Genomic DNA, 15,919 nt, shown 5'->3' with positions numbered 1-15,919 from the left:
TATTGCGGGTTCGATGCGAGAGATTATCTTCGATACGGAAACCACGGGGCTCGACCCCAGAACCGGGGACAGGCTGGTCGAAATCGGGTGTATCGAACTGGTCGACCGCCGCGAAACCGGCCAGAGCTTCCACGCCTATTTTAACCCCGAACGCGACATGCCCGCCGCCGCCGAAGCGGTCCACGGGCTGTCGATCGGTTTCCTGTCGGACAAGCCGCTGTTCGCGGCGCGCGTCGACGATCTGCTCGAATTTCTCGGCGATGCACCGCTGGTCGCGCATAATGCGGTGTTCGATTTCGGCTTCGTCAACGCCGAACTCGCACGCGCCGGGCGTCCGGCGCTCGACATGACGCGTATGTGCTGCACGGTGCAGATGGCGCGCAAGCTTCACCCCGGCGCCAAGCACAGCCTCGATGCGCTGTGTACGCGTTACGGCATCGACCGCAGCCACCGGGTCAAGCATGGCGCGTTGCTCGATGCCGAGCTGCTCGCGCATCTCTATATCGAAATGACCGGCGGGCGGCAGATCGGACTCGGACTCGCCGCCAGGCCGGCGGCGCAGGTGGCCTCGTCACTGGCAGCAACCGCCGCCGCATCTTCCTCACCCGACCAACCATGGCGCGAACCGCGCCCGCATATGGCATCGGCCGCCGAACTGGCGCGCCATGCCGAATTTGTCACGGGGCTCAACCAGCCGCTGTGGCTCGACACGGTGTGATGACCATTCCCTGACCATCGCGCCGGCCAAGAAGGAGAAGAAAAATGGAAATCCGCGTCTCTGGCCACCAGATCGAAACCGGCGAAGCGCTGCAGTCGCACGTGTCGGATCGGATGAACGCGATTGCCGACAAATATTTCTCCCGCGCGATCGGCGCGCACGCCACCTTCGGCAAGGGGCCGCACGACAGTTTTCAGTGCGACATCGTCGCGCATGTGATGCAGGGCCTCGTGCTCAAGGGGCATGGCCAGGCGCAGGACGCCCATGTCGCTTTCGAGGGCGCGGCCGAACGCATCGAAAAACAGCTCCGCCGCTACATGCGCCGGCTGAAGGACCGCAACGGGTCGGGTGCACCCTCGCCGACGGTCGACGAGATCCAGGACAATGCCAGCTACATCGTTTTCGACAGCGGCAGCGAGGAAGAGGATGCGGGCGACGCCCCCGCGATCATCGCCGAAACGCGCGTCGATATTCCCAGCAGCAGCGTCTCCGACGCGGTGATGATGCTCGACCTCAGGAACACCAACGCGCTGCTCTTCGTCAACAGCAAGACCGGCGCACACAACATGGTCTATCGCCGGACCGACGGCACCATCGGCTGGGTCGAACCGCAATAGGACTGGATTTTCTCCGCCATCCGGCCTAAGGGCCGCGCCCAACGATACACCCAAAGGTGCCGGGGCCGGCATGGCGGGGGCCGTCACGACGATCCGCGAACGATTGCCGTCAGGGCGACCTGGGCGCTGGCCGGGCTGTTTGAGATTTGACCAAAAAGATGAACCTATCTTCCCTTCTTTATCCCGCGACCGTGCGCGCGCATGTTCAGCTCGATTCGAAAAAGGCGCTGTTCCCGTTCGTCGGCGAACTCGCGGCGCGTTCGCTCGGGCTCGATTCGGGCGAGGTTAGCGAAGCCCTGCTCGAACGCGAGCGGCTGGGATCGACCGGCTTTGGCCGCGGCATCGCTTTGCCGCACGCCAAGATGGCCGACCTAACCGGGGTGCGCGGCCTGTTCCTTCAGCTGTCGCGGCCGATCGATTTCCAGGCCGTCGACGGCCTGCCCGTCGATCTGCTGTTCGTGCTGCTCTCGCCGCTCGATGCCGGTGCCGACCATCTGAAAGCGCTCGCCGGCGTCTCGCGCATGCTCCGCAACGAGGCGATCGCCGACCGGCTGCGCGGCGCGAAGAGCGACGAAGCGCTATATGCGCTGCTCGCCGACAGCGAAACGCGTGACGCGGCCTGACGCCGCACCAGTGCCGGAAACCCCTGCATGACGCGGCTGACCAGCCGCTTCCTGATCGATCTTCTGCTCCGCCGCACCGACGCGGCGGGCGGCTTCGCGACGATTCTCGCCTCGGGCGACGCCCAATCAGGGGTGATATTGATCCAGTGCCGCGCGCGCGGTATCGCCGGACCGCTGCTCGAACGGCGTTTTTCCATGACCGGCGCTTATATGTGGGAAGATGTCGGCGCATTGGCCGGCGATGATGAAGCGGCACGCACCGCTTATCTCGACCGGCGCAAAAAAGCCGATCCCGACCTCTGGATCGTCGAACTGGACATCGCGGATGCGCCACGACTCGTCGCCGAGTGGGCCGAACTGGCTTGACATTGTTGCGGCGCACAATAAGTGGCGCCGACAGATTAACGCGTAGGTCGTCCCGTGGGTTGCATCGGCTTCAAGTCGAGAGACCCGGCAAACGGTTCGGACACGCAGTCGGATGATGGCCGCAGGCGGGTACAGAAACTAAGTCCCCCGCCTGTTTTTCTTTGGCCCGTCAGCCGCCCTTTTGACGGATTTTATGAGTCGCATTTTGAACGTCGCCAGCGTGGCCGCCGTCGGCATGACCGTCGCCACCATGCTGTTCGTTGCGGAACCCGGTTTCGCCAAGAATCTGGCTTTTGATGCCAGCCTGCCCGTGTTGAGCCTGCCCGGCGCCGATGTGCCCGAACTGCTCCAGAAGGCGGATCTGCCGACCGACACGACGGTCGATACCCCCGATACCATCGAAGACCGGCCCGCCGTCGAACCGATCCCGGCTCCGGTGACTGCCGAATCGCTGGCCGCGCTCGTCGCCACGACGTCGCGTCCGGCGACGCTCGATCCCGAACTGCGCTGCCTGGCCGGCGCGGTCTATTTTGAATCGCGCGGCGAATCGCTCGTCGGCCAGCTTGCGGTCGCGCATGTCGTGATCAACCGTGCGCAGTCGGGCCGCTTCCCGACCAGCCTGTGCGGCGTCGTCCACCAGCCGAGCCAGTTCAGCTTCGTTCGCGGCGGCAAGATGCCGGCGATCCGCGAATCGTCGACCCTGTGGTCGAACGCGGTCGCGATCGCACAGATCGCCCGCGACGGCAGCTGGAAGAACCAGGCGCCCGGCGCGCTCTTCTTCCACGCCCGCCACGTCTCGCCCGGCTGGCGCAAGACGCGCATCGCGCAGATCGACAATCACATCTTCTATCGCTGACGATGGCACGGGGTGCGCCCGCGCATCCCGTTCATTGCCAAGCCAGATTCGCTGGCGCATGGTGGGTGCATGAAGCTTCATCTTAATGCCGCCCTGCTCGGTGCAGCGGCGCTGGCTCTCGGCGGTTGCGCAACTGTTGTTCCGCCGGTCGAAGTCACGCGTTTTCACAACGCGGTTCCCGGCTGGGCACCCGGCACCCGCTACGCCATCGCGACCGCGCCTGTCGACGGCCCTGCTGCGGGCATGCCGTCGATCGAGTGGAACAGCTACCGCACGGCAGTCGACCAGCAATTGCAGCGGCAGGGCCTTGTCGCCGCGGGTTCGGGCGACAGCGCGCCCTTGCTCGTGCGTATCGGTTTCGATCGCAGCGAACGGGTGAGCGGCGGCGGCAATTCGCCGGTGTCGGTCGGCGTCGGCGGTTCGACGGGCGGCTATCGCTCGGGGGTCGGGCTTGGCGTCGGTTTCAGCTTCGGCGGCGGACCGCGCCGCATCTATGATCTGCAACTGTCGGTGCGCATCGACGATGCCGCTTCGGGTAACGCCTTGTGGGAAGGCCGCGCGATCGCCGCCGTCCCGGCCAAGGCGCCCGCCGCGCAGCCGTCGCTCGCCGCGGCAAAATTGGCCGATGCCTTATTCAAGGACTTCCCCGGCGAATCGGGACGCACTATCAGCGTCCCATGACCATCAGCATCGACGCCGCTTTCGACAGCGGCAATATCGTCGTGGAGTCGCTCGCCGGCACCACCGCCCGGCTCTCGATCCGCAAGGACCGCGAATCCGATTTCTTCCAGTGGTTCCATTTCCGCGTCGGTTGCGCCGTCGGCGATGCGCTGGAACTCAGCATCACGGGTTTGGCGAACTCGGCCTATCCCGACGGCTGGCCCGATTATGCGGTGTGCGCCAGCACCGACCGTGAGCATTGGTTCCGGCTCGACACCGATTATGACGCGGCCGCCAACGGCGGGTCGCTGATCGTCCGCCACACCGCCGAAAGCCCGATCCTGTGGGTCGCCTATTTCGCACCCTATTCGATGGAGCGGCACCACGACCTGATCGCCTGGGCGGCCGAATGCGATGGCGTGACCTATCGCCGCCTCGGCCACAGCCTCGAAGGCCAGCCGATCGATTGCCTCGAAATGGGCACTGGCGACACGCAGGTCTGGCTCTATGCGCGTCAACATCCGGGCGAGAGCATGGCCGAATGGTGGATCGAAGGCGCGCTCGAAAAGCTCACCGATCCCGCCGATCCGCACGCGCGCTCGCTGCTTGCCAAATGTCGCTTTCACATCGTGCCCAACATGAATCCCGACGGGTCGCGCCGCGGCCATTTGCGTACCAATTTCGCCGGCGTGAATCTCAACCGCGAATGGCACGAACCGACCGCCGAACGCAGTCCCGAAGTGCTCTGCGTCCGCAATGCGATGGATGAGACCGGCGTCGACTGGGCAATGGATGTCCATGGTGACGAAGCGATCCCGGCGGTCTTCTTCGCGGGCTTCGAAGGCATCCCGTCGCTTAAGCCCGAGCAGCAGGACAAATATAAGGCGTTCCAGGCCGCGCTTGCCGCTGCGACGCCCGATTTTCAGGTCGACCTCGGCTATGTCGAATCGGCGCCGGGCAAGGCGAACCTCAGCATGTCGACGACGCAGCTCGCCGAGCGTTATGGCGCGGTGTCGATGACGCTCGAAATGCCGTTCAAGGACAATCGCGACCTGCCCGACCCGGTGCAGGGATGGTCGCCCGAACGCTCGAAGCTGCTCGCGCACGCGTGCCTGTCGACGCTGGACCAGATGCTGTGATGCCCGACGGGGGCGGCTGGCATATCGTCGAGGACGATCTGTCGGGCGCCCCCATCCGCGCGCTGCTCGAACAACATTTCGCGGGCATGCTGGCGAATTCGCCGGCGGGCAGCTGCCACTTTCTCGATTTCGATGGCCTGCGTGCGGGCGATGTGACCTTCTGGTCGATCCATCATGGCGACGATCTTGCCGGATGCGGCGCGCTGAAGATGCTTGATGGCCGGCATGGCGAGGTCAAGTCGATGCGCACCCACGACGCTTTCCTCAGGCAGGGCGTCGCGGCGCTTATGCTCGACCATATCATCGCCGAAGCGCGCGGGCGCGGGGCCGAAAGGCTCAGCCTCGAAACCGGCTCAAGCTCAGCCTTCGAACCCGCGCTCGCGCTCTATCGGCGCTACGGCTTCGAAGACTGCGAACCCTTCGCCGATTACAGGCCCGACCCGTTCAGTCGTTTCATGACACGATCGCTTTGAATGGGGTTTGCGCAAAGACGCAAAGACACGAAGAAGACGCTCCGAGCCGATAGACCCTTTTCTTCTTGGGCGATGCGTTTGGCGCTGCGTTGCGGGAAAAGGCCGCTTCGCAGCAGGCACGACCTCTTTGCTTCTTTGCGCGAAACAAAAAACGCGACACTTGCGCCACACCACAACCCGGCGAGGTCAATGCCCAAATGAAAACGGGGTCCGGAAGGGACTCCGGGCCCCGCTCATAACCCCGAGGGGTTTGGACAATCGGGCGCGTTACGCGGCCTTCTTGTCCTCGATCACCGGCGTGCTGCCGCCGATGGCGATCTTGTGCGGCTTCATCGCCTCGGGCACTTCGCGGACCAGGTCGATGGTCAGCAAGCCGTCGGCGAGGTCGGCCTCGCTCACCCGCACGAAATCGGCGAGCTGGAAGCGGCGTTCGAAGGCGCGCGTCGCGATGCCGCTGTACAGCAGCTGACGGCCGTCGCCTTCACCCGGCGTCGCCTTGCGGCCGCTGACGGTCAGCATATTCTGCTGGGCGGTGATATCGATCTCGCCCGACTTGAAACCCGCGACCGCAACCGTGATGCGGAAATGATCGTCGGCAACTTTCTCGATGTCGAACGGCGGATAATTTTCGGCGCCCGAACCGCTCGTTTCCAGAAATTCGAACAGGCGGTCGAAACCGACGGTCGAACGGCGATAGGGGGTCCAGTCGAAGCTGTTGCGCATGGGTCTTTCTTCCTTTGATAAGCGAAGTCAGGGACCGCGGCGCGTGCCGCGATCGCCACCCGGTCCCTTCCTGGCGACCGGATGATCCGAATCTGGTGGCGGGCGAAACCATTTCAAGAGGGGCGTTGGCCTTCGTCCGAAAGCCACGCTAAGGGGGCGGCGAATCGTCGTTAGAAGGACCATCCATGCCGCAGCTCATCCTCATCCGCCACGGCCAGTCGCAGTGGAACCTCGAAAATCGCTTCACCGGCTGGTGGGACGTCGATGTCACCGAAAAGGGTGCCGCCGAGGCATGGGCCGCGGGCGAGCTGATGAAGGAAAAGGGCATCGCCCCCGACCTTTCCTTCACCTCGGTGCAGTCGCGTGCGATCAAGACGCTCAACCTCGCGCTCGAGGCGATGGGGCGCTTGTGGCTGCCGGTGACCAAGGACTGGCGTCTCAACGAGCGCCATTATGGCGGCCTCACCGGGCTCGACAAGGCCGAGACCGCGGCGAAGCATGGCGACGAACAGGTCAAGATCTGGCGCCGCAGCTTCGACATCCCGCCGCCGCCGCTTGACGCCGGCTCGCCCTACGACCTCGCGAGCGATCCGCGTTATGCCGGCATCGCGATCCCCTCGACCGAGAGCTTGAAGGACACGATCGCGCGCGTCCTGCCCTACTATCAGGCCGAAATCGAACCCCAGCTCGCTGCCGGCAAGACGGTGTTGATCTCCGCGCACGGCAACAGCCTGCGCGCGCTGGTCAAGCATCTGTCGGGCATTTCGGACGCCGACATCACCGGCCTCGAAATCCCGACCGGCCAGCCGATCGTTTACGAACTGAACGACGACCTGACCGCGCGCGAACGCTATTATCTGAGCGAGAAATAATCGACCTCGTCATTGCGAGGAGCGAAGCGGGGCAGTCCAGAGTAGGCGTAAACCGCTCTGGATTGCTTCGCTTCGCTCGCAATGACGGGGTGGGACTCGGTTAAAGCGTCCCGGTCACCGTCAGCTGGAAATATTGCCCGAACTTGCGCTGGCGACTTTCGCTGAACGCGATCGGCCCATCGCGCCTGTCGACGAACACGCTACGGTCGAACCCGTCCTTCATCCCGGCGAGGTTGCGGTACGACAGCTTCACCGTGAAGCCCGCGATATTCTTGTGTTCGACAAAGGCTGTGACGAACGGTCCCACCGTATATTCCTTCTCGATCGCGTCGAGCCGCAATCCGGGGCTGAAGCGCTCGTCGAAATAGCCTCCGCCCCACGCGATATTGCTGCCGGGAATGTCGTGGCGCAGGCTGAGATCGGCGACATAGTCCTGCCCGAAGCTCTGGTCGCGCCACTGGTCGGTCAGCGGATCGCGCACCCGGTTGCGGCGCCAGGTCACATCGGCGTTGATCCGCGCGCCCTTCCACCCCAGCGGGTCGAGCAGCAGCGTGCCCTTGGTCGTGACGCGATAGAGATGCGCCCCCGGCAGATTGCCCCGGCCTTCGGTGGTCGGCGACAACGGGATCTGGTCGACCAGATCCTGGGCATAGCCATAGGCGAAGGCGACCGACGCATGGCCCCAGCGTCCCATGTCCTGCACGAATTCCAGCTCGCTGCGGTTGACGATCGGCGGGACAAGCTGGCCGTTGCCGCCGTTGCCCTGCCCGTTCGCGACGTCGACCGAGCTGGCGAAGTCGAAGAAGTTGAGCTGGTCGACGCGGCGCTGGACGAACCAGTTGATGGTGGTCTTCGGCCCCACCTTCCACGCCAGCGCGAACTTGCCCTTCGGCCGGATGAAGCTGCGCGTCAGCCCGCCGGGCCCTGATGAGGTCAGTTCGCTATATTCGGCGGCAAGGTTCAGCTGGGCGGTCAGGTTCGGCGCGAGCGCGCGGCCCCAGGTGAGCGAGGCTTCGCTGCGCTTTTCCTCGACCTTGGTCCGCTCGCCGCCAAAGGCGACCGGCAGAAAGCTGCCGTCGGGCTGCAACTTCGCAAATTCGGCATCGACGTCGAGGGTGTTATAGGCGCCCTCCAGCGCGATCTGCCAGTCGGTGCCGCCCGCAGTGCGCCAGCTATATTCGCCGCGCAGGATCGATTCGCTCTCGTCGGCGGTCTGGCTGAAGCGCTCACCCGACCGTCCGCCGACCTCGCGGTCGACGATGAAGCTGTCGACGAAGGGGCTATGCTCGAAGCGATAGAGCGAGATCAGCTTGAGCCGGCCTTTGCCCAGCCCCAACTCGTAATCGCCACCGATGTCGAAATTATATTCGTCCTCGGTGAAGCGGAAATCTTCGCTCACCCGGCCGAAGGCGGGCTGGACCGATGTGCCGCTGACATGTTCGCGCAGATTCTGCAGCTGCCCGCCGAGGTTGACATTCCACTTGTTGCCATTGGCGGTCGTGCGCGCGAGCGCTGCTGAAAGCCGCGGCCGGTCGCCGTCATAGGCGCCGAACTCGTCGCGGATGAAGAGCAGATTGCCATTGCCGTCGAAGCGCCGTTCGGGCCCCCAATGGCCCGACCGATTGGCTTCATTCTTCAGGCTGAGCGTTACCTGCGTGCCGTCCAATTTGCCGGTGGTCGAAATCTCGCCGTTCAGCCAATTATCCTCGATCCGCGGGCGCCATTCGGGTTGCCAGCGGATCGTCGTCTTGAGCCCGTCGCTCGCACCCGCGCCCGCGACCAGCACGACATTGGCGACCTGTCCGGTCAGCCCCGGGACGTTGAGGCTCGCGCCGTCGACGATGTCGATATAGGCGACTTGCGTCGCGGTGATCCGCGACAGCGCGGTGCGCGCATCGGTGGTCTTGCTCGCGATGCGCTCGCCATTGATCAGCACATTTTCGGTCGCCTGCCCCAGCCCGCGATCGCCGCCATTGGTGCCGGTGACGATCAGGAAGCCGGGCACCTTTTCGACCATGTCGAGCGCGGTGCGCGGGGCAAAGCGGGTGAAGTCGGCGGGGGTGTAGCGCTCGGCGCCGCCCACCGGTGCGGGGATCGCAGCGGGCGCGTCGCCGGTCGGCTCCTGTGCCCACAGCGGCGGCGCCGACGACAGCAAGATCGCCGCGAACGACGTCCGGAAAACAAAGGCCGACATGACTCCCCCCAATCGCGCCGCGATCGAAGTGCAGCCCGTCCCTTGTGCGAATAGTTCGCAATAATGAAGTTTCGTTACAATGTCTACCAACACCCCGTGCCGTTCGACGAGCGACACGGGAGCGCGGGCTCGCTATGCCGTCTTGCGTCCGGCGAAATTTGCGACATGATGTCAGCAAATTGCGGGGGTGAGGGTGCGGATTTTTGGGTCGATGCTGCTGGTGGCTGCGCTTGCGCAGGTGCCGGCGAATGCCACGAATGATCAGGTTGAACGCGGCCCGGTGCCGGGCTGGGTCGTTCCATCCGAATTATTGCCGGTCCCCGAGGACGCCAGCGGCATGCTCTTCGTGCGACGCCAGGATGTCTTGGTGCATCTCGATGCGCGGGGACAGGCGCAATATATCGGCTATCGAACGCGTATCCTGCACTCCAACGCGCTGCAACTCGGCAATATCTCCATCAGTTGGAAGCCTGTGTCGGGTCCGCCGGTCGTCCATATGATCAAGCTGCACCGCGGCGCCGAGACGATTGACGTCCTCGAAAAGGCGTCGTTCGAGATCCTGCGCCGCGAGGACCAGCTCGAAGCCGCGCAACTCGACGGCGTGCTGACCGCGGTGCTGCGCATACCGGACCTGCGCGTCGGCGATGAAATCGAAGTCGGCCTGACGACGCGCGCGGACGACCCGACACTGGCGAAAAATGATTCGGGCCTGCTGTTCATCGTCGACAGTCCGCCGCCCGGCCGCACCCGGCTCGGGCTCAGCTGGGACGAAGGGTTCAAGCCGCGCATCCGGATGACGCCGGAGATGACTGCGGCCGCGCGCGCCGGCGCCAGCGGCATCGATTTCCCGTTCGACAACCCCGCGATCAAGACGGCGGCGAAGGACGCACCGCCGCGTTTCCAATGGCAACGCGTCGTCGAATATAGCGATTTTGCCGACTGGTCGGCCGTGTCGCGGCACTTCGCCCCGCTGTTCGCCAAGGCAGCGCAGATCCCCGATGGCTCGCCGCTCAAGGCCGAGGCGCGCCGGATCGCTGCGGCGCATACGCGGCCGCTCGATCGCGCCGCTGCGGCGCTCAAGCTCGTCCAGCAGGACGTGCGCTATATCTATGTAGGCCTCGGCGCCGGAAACCTGACCCCGGCCAGCGCCGAGGAAAGCTGGCAGCGGCGCTATGGCGACTGCAAGGGAAAGACCGCGCTGCTGCTGGGGCTGCTCGCCGAACTGGGGATCGAGGCCGAGCCGGTGCTCGTGAACAACCAGGGCGCCGACGACGGCCTCGATGCGCGGCTCGCCAATCCGGCCTTGTTCGACCATATCCTGGTTCGCGCGCGGATCGACGGGACCACCTATTGGCTCGACGGCACACTGCCGCCCGTCGCCGTTCCGACGACCGATCCCGTCATCGCCTATCGCTGGGTCCTGCCGCTCAGCGCGAAGGGGAGCGCGATCGAGCAGCGCGGCTGGAAACCCGCTGCGACGCCCGACGAGATCACCCTCTATGAAATCGATGCGCGCGCGGGTTTCGACGTGCCGGCGCAGGTGACCAACACCACGATCACACGCGGCATTGCGGGTTTGCAGCAGCAGGCCCAATTATCCAGCGTCACGTCCGACCAGTTGCTGGCCGGGATGCGCCAGCAGATTGTCGGCAGCACTTGGCAGTCGGTCGACGAGGTGAAATGGCGCTACGATCAAAAGGCCGGCGCCAGCATTCTGACCATTCGCGGCAGCTGGGATGTCGACTGGGACAAGGATTCGCGTTTCGGGCGAAGCTACTCGCTGCCCGGCGGCGGCTTCAACCCGCCCGCGAAGCGCGTCCGGCCGCCCGACCAGGACCAGGGGCTGCCATATTATGCCAAGCCCGAATTCGATTGCCGGGTGACGACGGTCCGGCTGCCGTCGGGCACCGATCCGGCACACTGGACGCACAAGTCGGGTTTCGACACGCACATCTTCGGCATGAACTATTATCGCGCGTTCGATGTTCGCGACGGATCGGTCCGTATGGTCCGCGGGCGGCGCGTCGACAGCCCCGAAATCGACGCTGCCAGCGCGCGGCAGGACAATGGCCGTATCGCCGCCTTCGACAACAGCATGGCGTGGATCTTCTACAGCCCCAATGGCGGCGCCAGTCCGAATCCGGACCGCAAGGTCGTTCCGGCGACCTATGATATCGACTGGACCGCCGATCGGGTCCCCTGCCTGTCGCCCGCGGCGATCAGTCGCGCAGCAGCTCGTTGATCCCGGTCTTGGCGCGCGTCTTGGCATCGACGCGCTTGACGATCACCGCGCAATAGAGCGACGGCCCCGGCGTGCCGTCGGGCAGCGGCTTGCCGGGCAGCGACCCCGGCACGACCACCGAGTAAGCGGGGACTTCGCCGATGAAGATTTCGCCCGTCGCGCGGTCGATGATCTTGGTCGAGGCGCCGAGGTAGACGCCCATCGACAGCACCGCGCCTTCGCGCACGATCACGCCCTCGGCAACCTCGGCACGCGCACCGATGAAGGCGCCGTCCTCGATGATCACCGGTCCGGCTTGCAGCGGTTCGAGCACGCCGCCGATCCCCGCGCCGCCCGACAGATGGACGTTGGCGCCGATCTGCGCGCAGCTGCCGACCGTCGCCCAGGCGTCGACCATCGATCCCTCGCCGACATAGGCGCCGATATTGACGAAGCTCGGCATCAGCACCGCGCCCTTGCTGATGAAGGCGCCGCGGCGGACGATCGAGCCGGGGACGGCGCGGAAGCCCGCATCGCGAAAACGGTTCTCGCCCCAGCCGGCGAATTTCGACGGCACCTTGTCCCACCAGGTCGCGCCGCCGGCGCCGCCCTCGATGACCTCCATGTCGTTGAGGCGGAAGGACAGCAGCACCGCCTTCTTCAGCCACTGGTTCACCTGCCAGGTGCCGCCCGCGTCGCGTGTCGCGACGCGATAGCGGCCGTCGTCGAGCCCGGCGAGCGCGGTCTCGACCGCCTCGCGCACCGCGCCCTGCGTCGTCAGGCCCAAAGTGTCGCGCGCATCCCAGGCGGCTTCGATGGTCGATTGCAGGTCGGTCGTCATGAAATCCCCCAGGGTGTCGGCAAAGTGTCGAGCCAGTCCGAAATGTCGTTCACATGGAAATCGACCTGGTCCGGCAGGTGGTCGCGATGGCCGCTTTCGCTGCCATTGTCCAGCCACACGGTGGTCATCCCCAGCGCCTTCGCCGGGGTCAGGTTGCGCGCCATATCCTCGACGAACAGGCTGCGTTTGGGGTCGATGCCCAGATGGTCGACCATCATCCGATAGGCGGCCGGATCGGGCTTGGGCGTGTAGCGCGTGGCGCGAATGTCGCAGACGCCGTCGAACAGGTCGGCGATGCCGCGCGCCGCCAGCACCCGCGCTGCATAATCGGCATCGGCGTTGGTGAAGATCAGCCGTCGTCCGGGCAGCCGCTCGAGTCCCGCGCGCAGCCGCGCGTCCGGCGCGATGCGGTCGAGCGCGATAGCATGGACGTCGACCAGGAAATCCTCGGGATGAACGCCATGATGGCGCATCAGCCCGGCCATCGTCGTGCCATGGTCGTGAAAATATTGCTTCTGCACCCGCCGCGCCTCGATGGCGTCGACGTCCAGCAGCCGCATGATGAACGCGCCCATGCGCGCGTCGATCAGGTCGAACAGCTGTGCCGACGGCGGGTAGAGCGTGTTGTCGAGATCGAAGAGCCACGTATCGATATCGGCGAGGCGATCGGTCATGTGGCGGCGCTTAACGATCGGGCGCGTCGCGGGCAAGCCACCCTCCCCCTTCGTCACCCCGGGCTTGACCCAAGGTCCCGCTTGGCCTTCAAACCGGCAGAACCCCGGGTCAGGCCCGCGGTGACGACATCATCAGACGACAGGGGACGCTGCATGAACAAGACCTTCCTCCCGCTCCTGCTGCTCGGCACGGCGCTCGCCGCGCCCGCCGCCGCGCAGACCGCCCGCACGGTCATCCACGCCGGCCATCTGATCGCCGAACCGGGCAAGCCCGCGAAGAGAGCCGCGACGATCATCATCGAGAACGGCCGGATCGTCTCGATCGCCGACGGCCACCAGCCCGCCGACGCTGGCGCGACCCTGATCGACCTCAGCGACAAATATGTCCTCCCCGGGCTGATCGACAGCCATGTCCATCTCACCAGCGACGCCGGCGGTCTCGCCGGGCAGCTGGAAGAAATCACCCTCAGCCCCGCCGCGCAGGCCTTCAATGCCGAGGTCAACGGCATGAAGACACTGCGCGCGGGCTTCACCACGGTGCGCAACCTCGGCGACGGCGACGGCGCGACGCTCGCTCTCAGGGATGCGATCGCCGCGGGCAAGGTGCAGGGGCCGCGCATCGTCGATGCCGGCAACGCGATCTCGGGCAGCGCCGGGCATATGGACGGTTCGCTCGGTTATCGCGACGAGCTCAAGCCCTTTTTCGCGGGCGCGGGCAACACCTGCAATGGCGCCGACGATTGCCGCCGCGCGGTGCGTCATCAGGTCGGGCGCGGTGCCGACGCGATCAAATTCGCCTCGACCGGCGGGGTCAATAGCCGCATCGGCGCCGGCCTCGGCAAGCAGATGTTCGACGACGAGGCGCAGGCGATCGTCGATACGGCACATATGTTCGGGAAAAAGGTCGCGGTCCACGCGCATGGCGCCGACGGCATCCGCCTCGCGCTCGTCGCCGGCGCCGATTCGATCGAACATGGCACAATCCTCGACGAGGCGACGATCGCGCTGTGGGCAAAATCGAAGACCTATTATGTCCCGACATTGTCGACCGTGAACGGGTACAAGGAACGCATCGCCGCCAATGCCGCGGCCTATGAGCCCGACGTGCTGGCGAAGATCCAATGGCGCATTTCGATCACCGGCAAGAGCCTCGAACAGCTTGTCCCGCGCGGCGTGCGCATCGCCTTCGGCACCGACGCCGGCGTCTCGAAGCACGGCCGCAACGGCGACGAATTCGAACTGATGGTCCAGCACGGCATGACGCCTGTCGAGGCGCTCAAAGCCGCGACGGTCAATGCCGCCGACCTGCTCGGCCTCTCCGACCAGATCGGCACCATCGCGCCGGGCAAGAGCGCCGACATCATCGCGGTCGCCAGCGACCCGATCGCCGATGTGCGGGTGCTCAAAAAGGTCGATTTCGTGATGGCGCGGGGGACGGTGGTAGAATGATCTTAACGGGTGGGGTGTTTAGATCGGGCCTTGTCCAACAGCGAAGGCAGGTCGATGCATTTTACCCGGAGCGTGGCGGCGCTGGCCCTTCTTTCGCTCGCCGCCTGTGCGGAAAACCCCGATGCGGCATGCCAGGGCGATGCGGTGATCGCGGCGCTTACCAAGGGCATCACCGAAAAAGCGATCACCGGCGCGCAGCAAATGGCCGATCACCGCATGCGCGGGTCGGGCGCGACGCTGTCGGCTTTTCGATCCGTCGCCGATCGTTTTGAATTGAGTGTCGCGAATGCGCGGGTGATCGAAAAGGGTCCCGACGCGGGGCGGCGCTGTGCGGGGCGGCTGTCGATCACCGTGCCGGAGGATGTCCTGACCAAAGCGGACAATGTCGCTGCGATGCTGGGCAAGGGCGACATCCAGGCTCTTGCCAAAGCGGAAGGCGTCGACCTGAAGGGCACGACCTTCCGGACCGACGTCGATTATTCCATCGCGGGAGGCGACGGCGGCGCGGTGGTCGAGCCCGAACGCGGGACGAGATTTGTTAGTCTGGTCCGCGACCTTCTGGTTGCTGCGGTGCTTGATCGGCATATCCGGTCCGAATATGATGCGATCCGCGAGGAAGAGCGGGTCCGCGCCGATGCACGGGCGATGGCGGAGGATCCCGACCGAGCCGACGAATTGGCCGAACTTCTCGAGCGTGAACGACAGGCCCATGCCGAAGATGACGCCGATGGCGTTGCCGCCGCCGCCGAACGCGCGGCAGCCGTCTCCGAGGCGGCGGCGCGCGGGCTATGATGCGGCGTGGACCGTTCCAGGCTGGCTTCGTTTCGCTTGTAAGGGCTAGGCTTCAGCCGGTGATCGCGGCTTTCAACGGCAGCCATCGCTCCAGCTTCACCGCATAGCGAGTCGTATTCGCTGCGCTGCTCGACGGCAGATCGATCACCGCCACAGCGTCCAGCACCGGCAACTGCCGCCGCCCGATCGCCGCTGCCTTGCCGCCGTTGAACGCGACCGTCCGCAATTCGGGCAGCGTTGCGACCAGCGCCGCCAGATCCTGCGCTTCGACCCCGCGAATCTCGCTGTCGCTGCTCGACCGCCGTTCGGCTGTGCGGATCACGTCCCACAGGCCGACACGCGCTTCACGCAGCGCCGCGAGTCGCGCGTCATAACCCATCGTCGCCAGCGGCCGGTCGATCACCTCGCCCACGAGGCGCCAGAACTGGTTCGTCGGATGCGCATAATAGCGCCGTTCGGCGAGCGAGCGGGCGCCGGGCAGGCTGCCGAGGATCAGCAGGCGGGTGTCGGGCGCGACATGCGCGGCGAAGCTGGCGTGGCGGACGGGCGGCATCGCCACCCGATAGCCCGCCCCGCCCGGCGCAACAATCTTGCTCACCCCTTGACCCTCAGGGGAATCGCCGCTAGGGGCCGCGTCGATCGAAAGCGGCGCTTAACCGCCACTTCCGGTTACAACAGCGCTTGAACATTGCTGGCGCGGA

17 protein-coding genes are annotated in these 15,919 nt (G+C 65.5%); 12 read left to right on the top strand and 5 right to left on the bottom strand.

Annotation, left to right across the window (positions count from 1 at the left end):
- Positions 1-13 precede the first annotated feature (13 nt).
- The 8 genes from dnaQ (at position 14) to EEB18_RS10600 (ending at position 5,452) form a co-directional block, all read left to right on the top strand.
- A complete protein-coding gene (gene dnaQ, locus EEB18_RS10635; protein WP_187139282.1) occupies positions 14-718 on the top strand; it encodes a DNA polymerase III subunit epsilon in 705 nt (234 codons plus the stop codon).
- A gap of 44 nt (positions 719-762) precedes the next feature.
- Positions 763-1,335, top strand: a complete 573-nt coding sequence (hpf, locus tag EEB18_RS10630) for a ribosome hibernation-promoting factor, HPF/YfiA family (RefSeq protein WP_056341896.1) — start codon at positions 763-765, stop codon at positions 1,333-1,335.
- A gap of 158 nt (positions 1,336-1,493) precedes the next feature.
- The gene (locus EEB18_RS10625; protein WP_056342854.1) at positions 1,494-1,958 is read left to right on the top strand and encodes a PTS sugar transporter subunit IIA; all 465 of its coding nucleotides are present in this window, start codon (positions 1,494-1,496) and stop codon (positions 1,956-1,958) included.
- Positions 1,959-1,985: 27 nt separating this feature from the next.
- Positions 1,986-2,324 carry a DUF1491 family protein gene (locus EEB18_RS10620; RefSeq protein WP_187139283.1) on the top strand — a complete coding sequence of 113 codons (339 nt, stop codon included), beginning with the start codon at positions 1,986-1,988 and terminating at the stop codon, positions 2,322-2,324.
- 193 nt (positions 2,325-2,517) lie between these two features.
- On the top strand, positions 2,518-3,180 hold the full coding sequence (locus tag EEB18_RS10615; protein WP_056341892.1) for a cell wall hydrolase: 663 nt from the start codon (positions 2,518-2,520) through the stop codon (positions 3,178-3,180).
- A 69-nt stretch (positions 3,181-3,249) separates the two neighbouring features.
- Positions 3,250-3,861, top strand: a complete 612-nt coding sequence (locus EEB18_RS10610; protein WP_187139284.1) for a DUF4136 domain-containing protein — start codon at positions 3,250-3,252, stop codon at positions 3,859-3,861.
- A complete protein-coding gene (locus EEB18_RS10605; RefSeq protein WP_187139285.1) occupies positions 3,858-4,979 on the top strand; it encodes a carboxypeptidase family protein in 1,122 nt (373 codons plus the stop codon). Before EEB18_RS10610 ends, EEB18_RS10605 begins: the two co-directional genes overlap by 4 nt.
- Positions 4,979-5,452, top strand: a complete 474-nt coding sequence (locus EEB18_RS10600; RefSeq protein ID WP_187139286.1) for a GNAT family N-acetyltransferase — start codon at positions 4,979-4,981, stop codon at positions 5,450-5,452. The genes EEB18_RS10605 and EEB18_RS10600 overlap by 1 nt, the downstream gene beginning before the upstream one ends.
- Positions 5,453-5,719: 267 nt before the next feature.
- Here the strand turns inward: EEB18_RS10600 and EEB18_RS10595 are convergent, their stop codons facing one another.
- Positions 5,720-6,175: an Hsp20 family protein gene (locus tag EEB18_RS10595; protein ID WP_187139287.1), complete on the bottom strand. Its 456-nt coding sequence runs from the start codon at positions 6,173-6,175 to the stop codon at positions 5,720-5,722.
- A 185-nt stretch (positions 6,176-6,360) separates the two neighbouring features.
- Here EEB18_RS10595 and gpmA point away from each other — a divergent pair, with 185 nt between their 5' ends.
- Positions 6,361-7,047 carry a 2,3-diphosphoglycerate-dependent phosphoglycerate mutase gene (gene gpmA, locus EEB18_RS10590; protein WP_187139288.1) on the top strand — a complete coding sequence of 229 codons (687 nt, stop codon included), beginning with the start codon at positions 6,361-6,363 and terminating at the stop codon, positions 7,045-7,047.
- Positions 7,048-7,147: 100 nt separating this feature from the next.
- On the opposite strand, the gene EEB18_RS10585 is transcribed toward gpmA, so the two are convergent.
- On the bottom strand, positions 7,148-9,241 hold the full coding sequence (locus tag EEB18_RS10585; RefSeq protein ID WP_187139289.1) for a TonB-dependent receptor: 2,094 nt from the start codon (positions 9,239-9,241) through the stop codon (positions 7,148-7,150).
- 211 nt (positions 9,242-9,452) lie between these two features.
- On the opposite strand from EEB18_RS10585, the gene EEB18_RS10580 reads away from it, so the two are divergent.
- Positions 9,453-11,483 (top strand): DUF3857 domain-containing protein, encoded by a 2,031-nt coding sequence (locus EEB18_RS10580; RefSeq protein ID WP_262408204.1) that lies wholly within the window; start codon positions 9,453-9,455, stop codon positions 11,481-11,483.
- On the opposite strand, the gene dapD is transcribed toward EEB18_RS10580, so the two are convergent.
- Together dapD and EEB18_RS10570 are read right to left on the bottom strand one after the other, a co-directional pair.
- Complete coding sequence (gene dapD / locus EEB18_RS10575) at positions 11,461-12,303, bottom strand: 2,3,4,5-tetrahydropyridine-2,6-dicarboxylate N-succinyltransferase (RefSeq protein ID WP_187139290.1); 843 nt, start codon at positions 12,301-12,303, stop codon at positions 11,461-11,463. The two genes, EEB18_RS10580 and dapD, sit on opposite strands and share 23 nt — an antisense overlap.
- Entirely contained in the window at positions 12,300-12,977 is a 678-nt protein-coding gene (locus EEB18_RS10570; RefSeq protein WP_187139291.1) for a pyrimidine 5'-nucleotidase, read from the bottom strand. Before EEB18_RS10570 ends, dapD begins: the two co-directional genes overlap by 4 nt.
- A 153-nt stretch (positions 12,978-13,130) precedes the next feature.
- Here EEB18_RS10570 and EEB18_RS10565 point away from each other — a divergent pair, with 153 nt between their 5' ends.
- Together EEB18_RS10565 and EEB18_RS10560 are read left to right on the top strand one after the other, a co-directional pair.
- Positions 13,131-14,426 (top strand): metal-dependent hydrolase family protein, encoded by a 1,296-nt coding sequence (locus EEB18_RS10565; RefSeq protein ID WP_187139292.1) that lies wholly within the window; start codon positions 13,131-13,133, stop codon positions 14,424-14,426.
- 54 nt (positions 14,427-14,480) lie between these two features.
- Positions 14,481-15,218, top strand: a complete 738-nt coding sequence (locus EEB18_RS10560) for a hypothetical protein (protein WP_187139293.1) — start codon at positions 14,481-14,483, stop codon at positions 15,216-15,218.
- A 52-nt stretch (positions 15,219-15,270) separates the two neighbouring features.
- On the opposite strand, the gene EEB18_RS10555 is transcribed toward EEB18_RS10560, so the two are convergent.
- On the bottom strand, positions 15,271-15,816 hold the full coding sequence (locus tag EEB18_RS10555) for a DNA-deoxyinosine glycosylase (protein ID WP_262408203.1): 546 nt from the start codon (positions 15,814-15,816) through the stop codon (positions 15,271-15,273).
- Positions 15,817-15,919 lie beyond the last annotated feature (103 nt).

This window comes from Sphingopyxis sp. OPL5 (assembly GCF_003797775.2).
Classification (GTDB): domain Bacteria; phylum Pseudomonadota; class Alphaproteobacteria; order Sphingomonadales; family Sphingomonadaceae; genus Sphingopyxis.
This window is presented reverse-complemented; position numbering and strand designations above follow the sequence as displayed.

Coding starts and splice junctions, on each gene's coding strand:
- EEB18_RS10605 (WP_187139285.1), top strand. CDS start 3,858: ATGACCATCAGCATCGACGCCGCTTTCGACAGCGGCAATATCGTCGTG.
- EEB18_RS10620 (WP_187139283.1), top strand. CDS start 1,986: ATGACGCGGCTGACCAGCCGCTTCCTGATCGATCTTCTGCTCCGCCGC.
- EEB18_RS10585 (WP_187139289.1), bottom strand. CDS start 9,241: ATGTCGGCCTTTGTTTTCCGGACGTCGTTCGCGGCGATCTTGCTGTCG.
- dapD (WP_187139290.1), bottom strand. CDS start 12,303: ATGACGACCGACCTGCAATCGACCATCGAAGCCGCCTGGGATGCGCGC.
- EEB18_RS10610 (WP_187139284.1), top strand. CDS start 3,250: ATGAAGCTTCATCTTAATGCCGCCCTGCTCGGTGCAGCGGCGCTGGCT.
- hpf (WP_056341896.1), top strand. CDS start 763: ATGGAAATCCGCGTCTCTGGCCACCAGATCGAAACCGGCGAAGCGCTG.
- EEB18_RS10625 (WP_056342854.1), top strand. CDS start 1,494: ATGAACCTATCTTCCCTTCTTTATCCCGCGACCGTGCGCGCGCATGTT.
- EEB18_RS10600 (WP_187139286.1), top strand. CDS start 4,979: ATGCCCGACGGGGGCGGCTGGCATATCGTCGAGGACGATCTGTCGGGC.
- EEB18_RS10560 (WP_187139293.1), top strand. CDS start 14,481: ATGCATTTTACCCGGAGCGTGGCGGCGCTGGCCCTTCTTTCGCTCGCC.
- EEB18_RS10580 (WP_262408204.1), top strand. CDS start 9,453: ATGCTGCTGGTGGCTGCGCTTGCGCAGGTGCCGGCGAATGCCACGAAT.
- EEB18_RS10565 (WP_187139292.1), top strand. CDS start 13,131: ATGAACAAGACCTTCCTCCCGCTCCTGCTGCTCGGCACGGCGCTCGCC.
- gpmA (WP_187139288.1), top strand. CDS start 6,361: ATGCCGCAGCTCATCCTCATCCGCCACGGCCAGTCGCAGTGGAACCTC.
- EEB18_RS10570 (WP_187139291.1), bottom strand. CDS start 12,977: ATGACCGATCGCCTCGCCGATATCGATACGTGGCTCTTCGATCTCGAC.
- dnaQ (WP_187139282.1), top strand. CDS start 14: ATGCGAGAGATTATCTTCGATACGGAAACCACGGGGCTCGACCCCAGA.
- EEB18_RS10615 (WP_056341892.1), top strand. CDS start 2,518: ATGAGTCGCATTTTGAACGTCGCCAGCGTGGCCGCCGTCGGCATGACC.
- EEB18_RS10595 (WP_187139287.1), bottom strand. CDS start 6,175: ATGCGCAACAGCTTCGACTGGACCCCCTATCGCCGTTCGACCGTCGGT.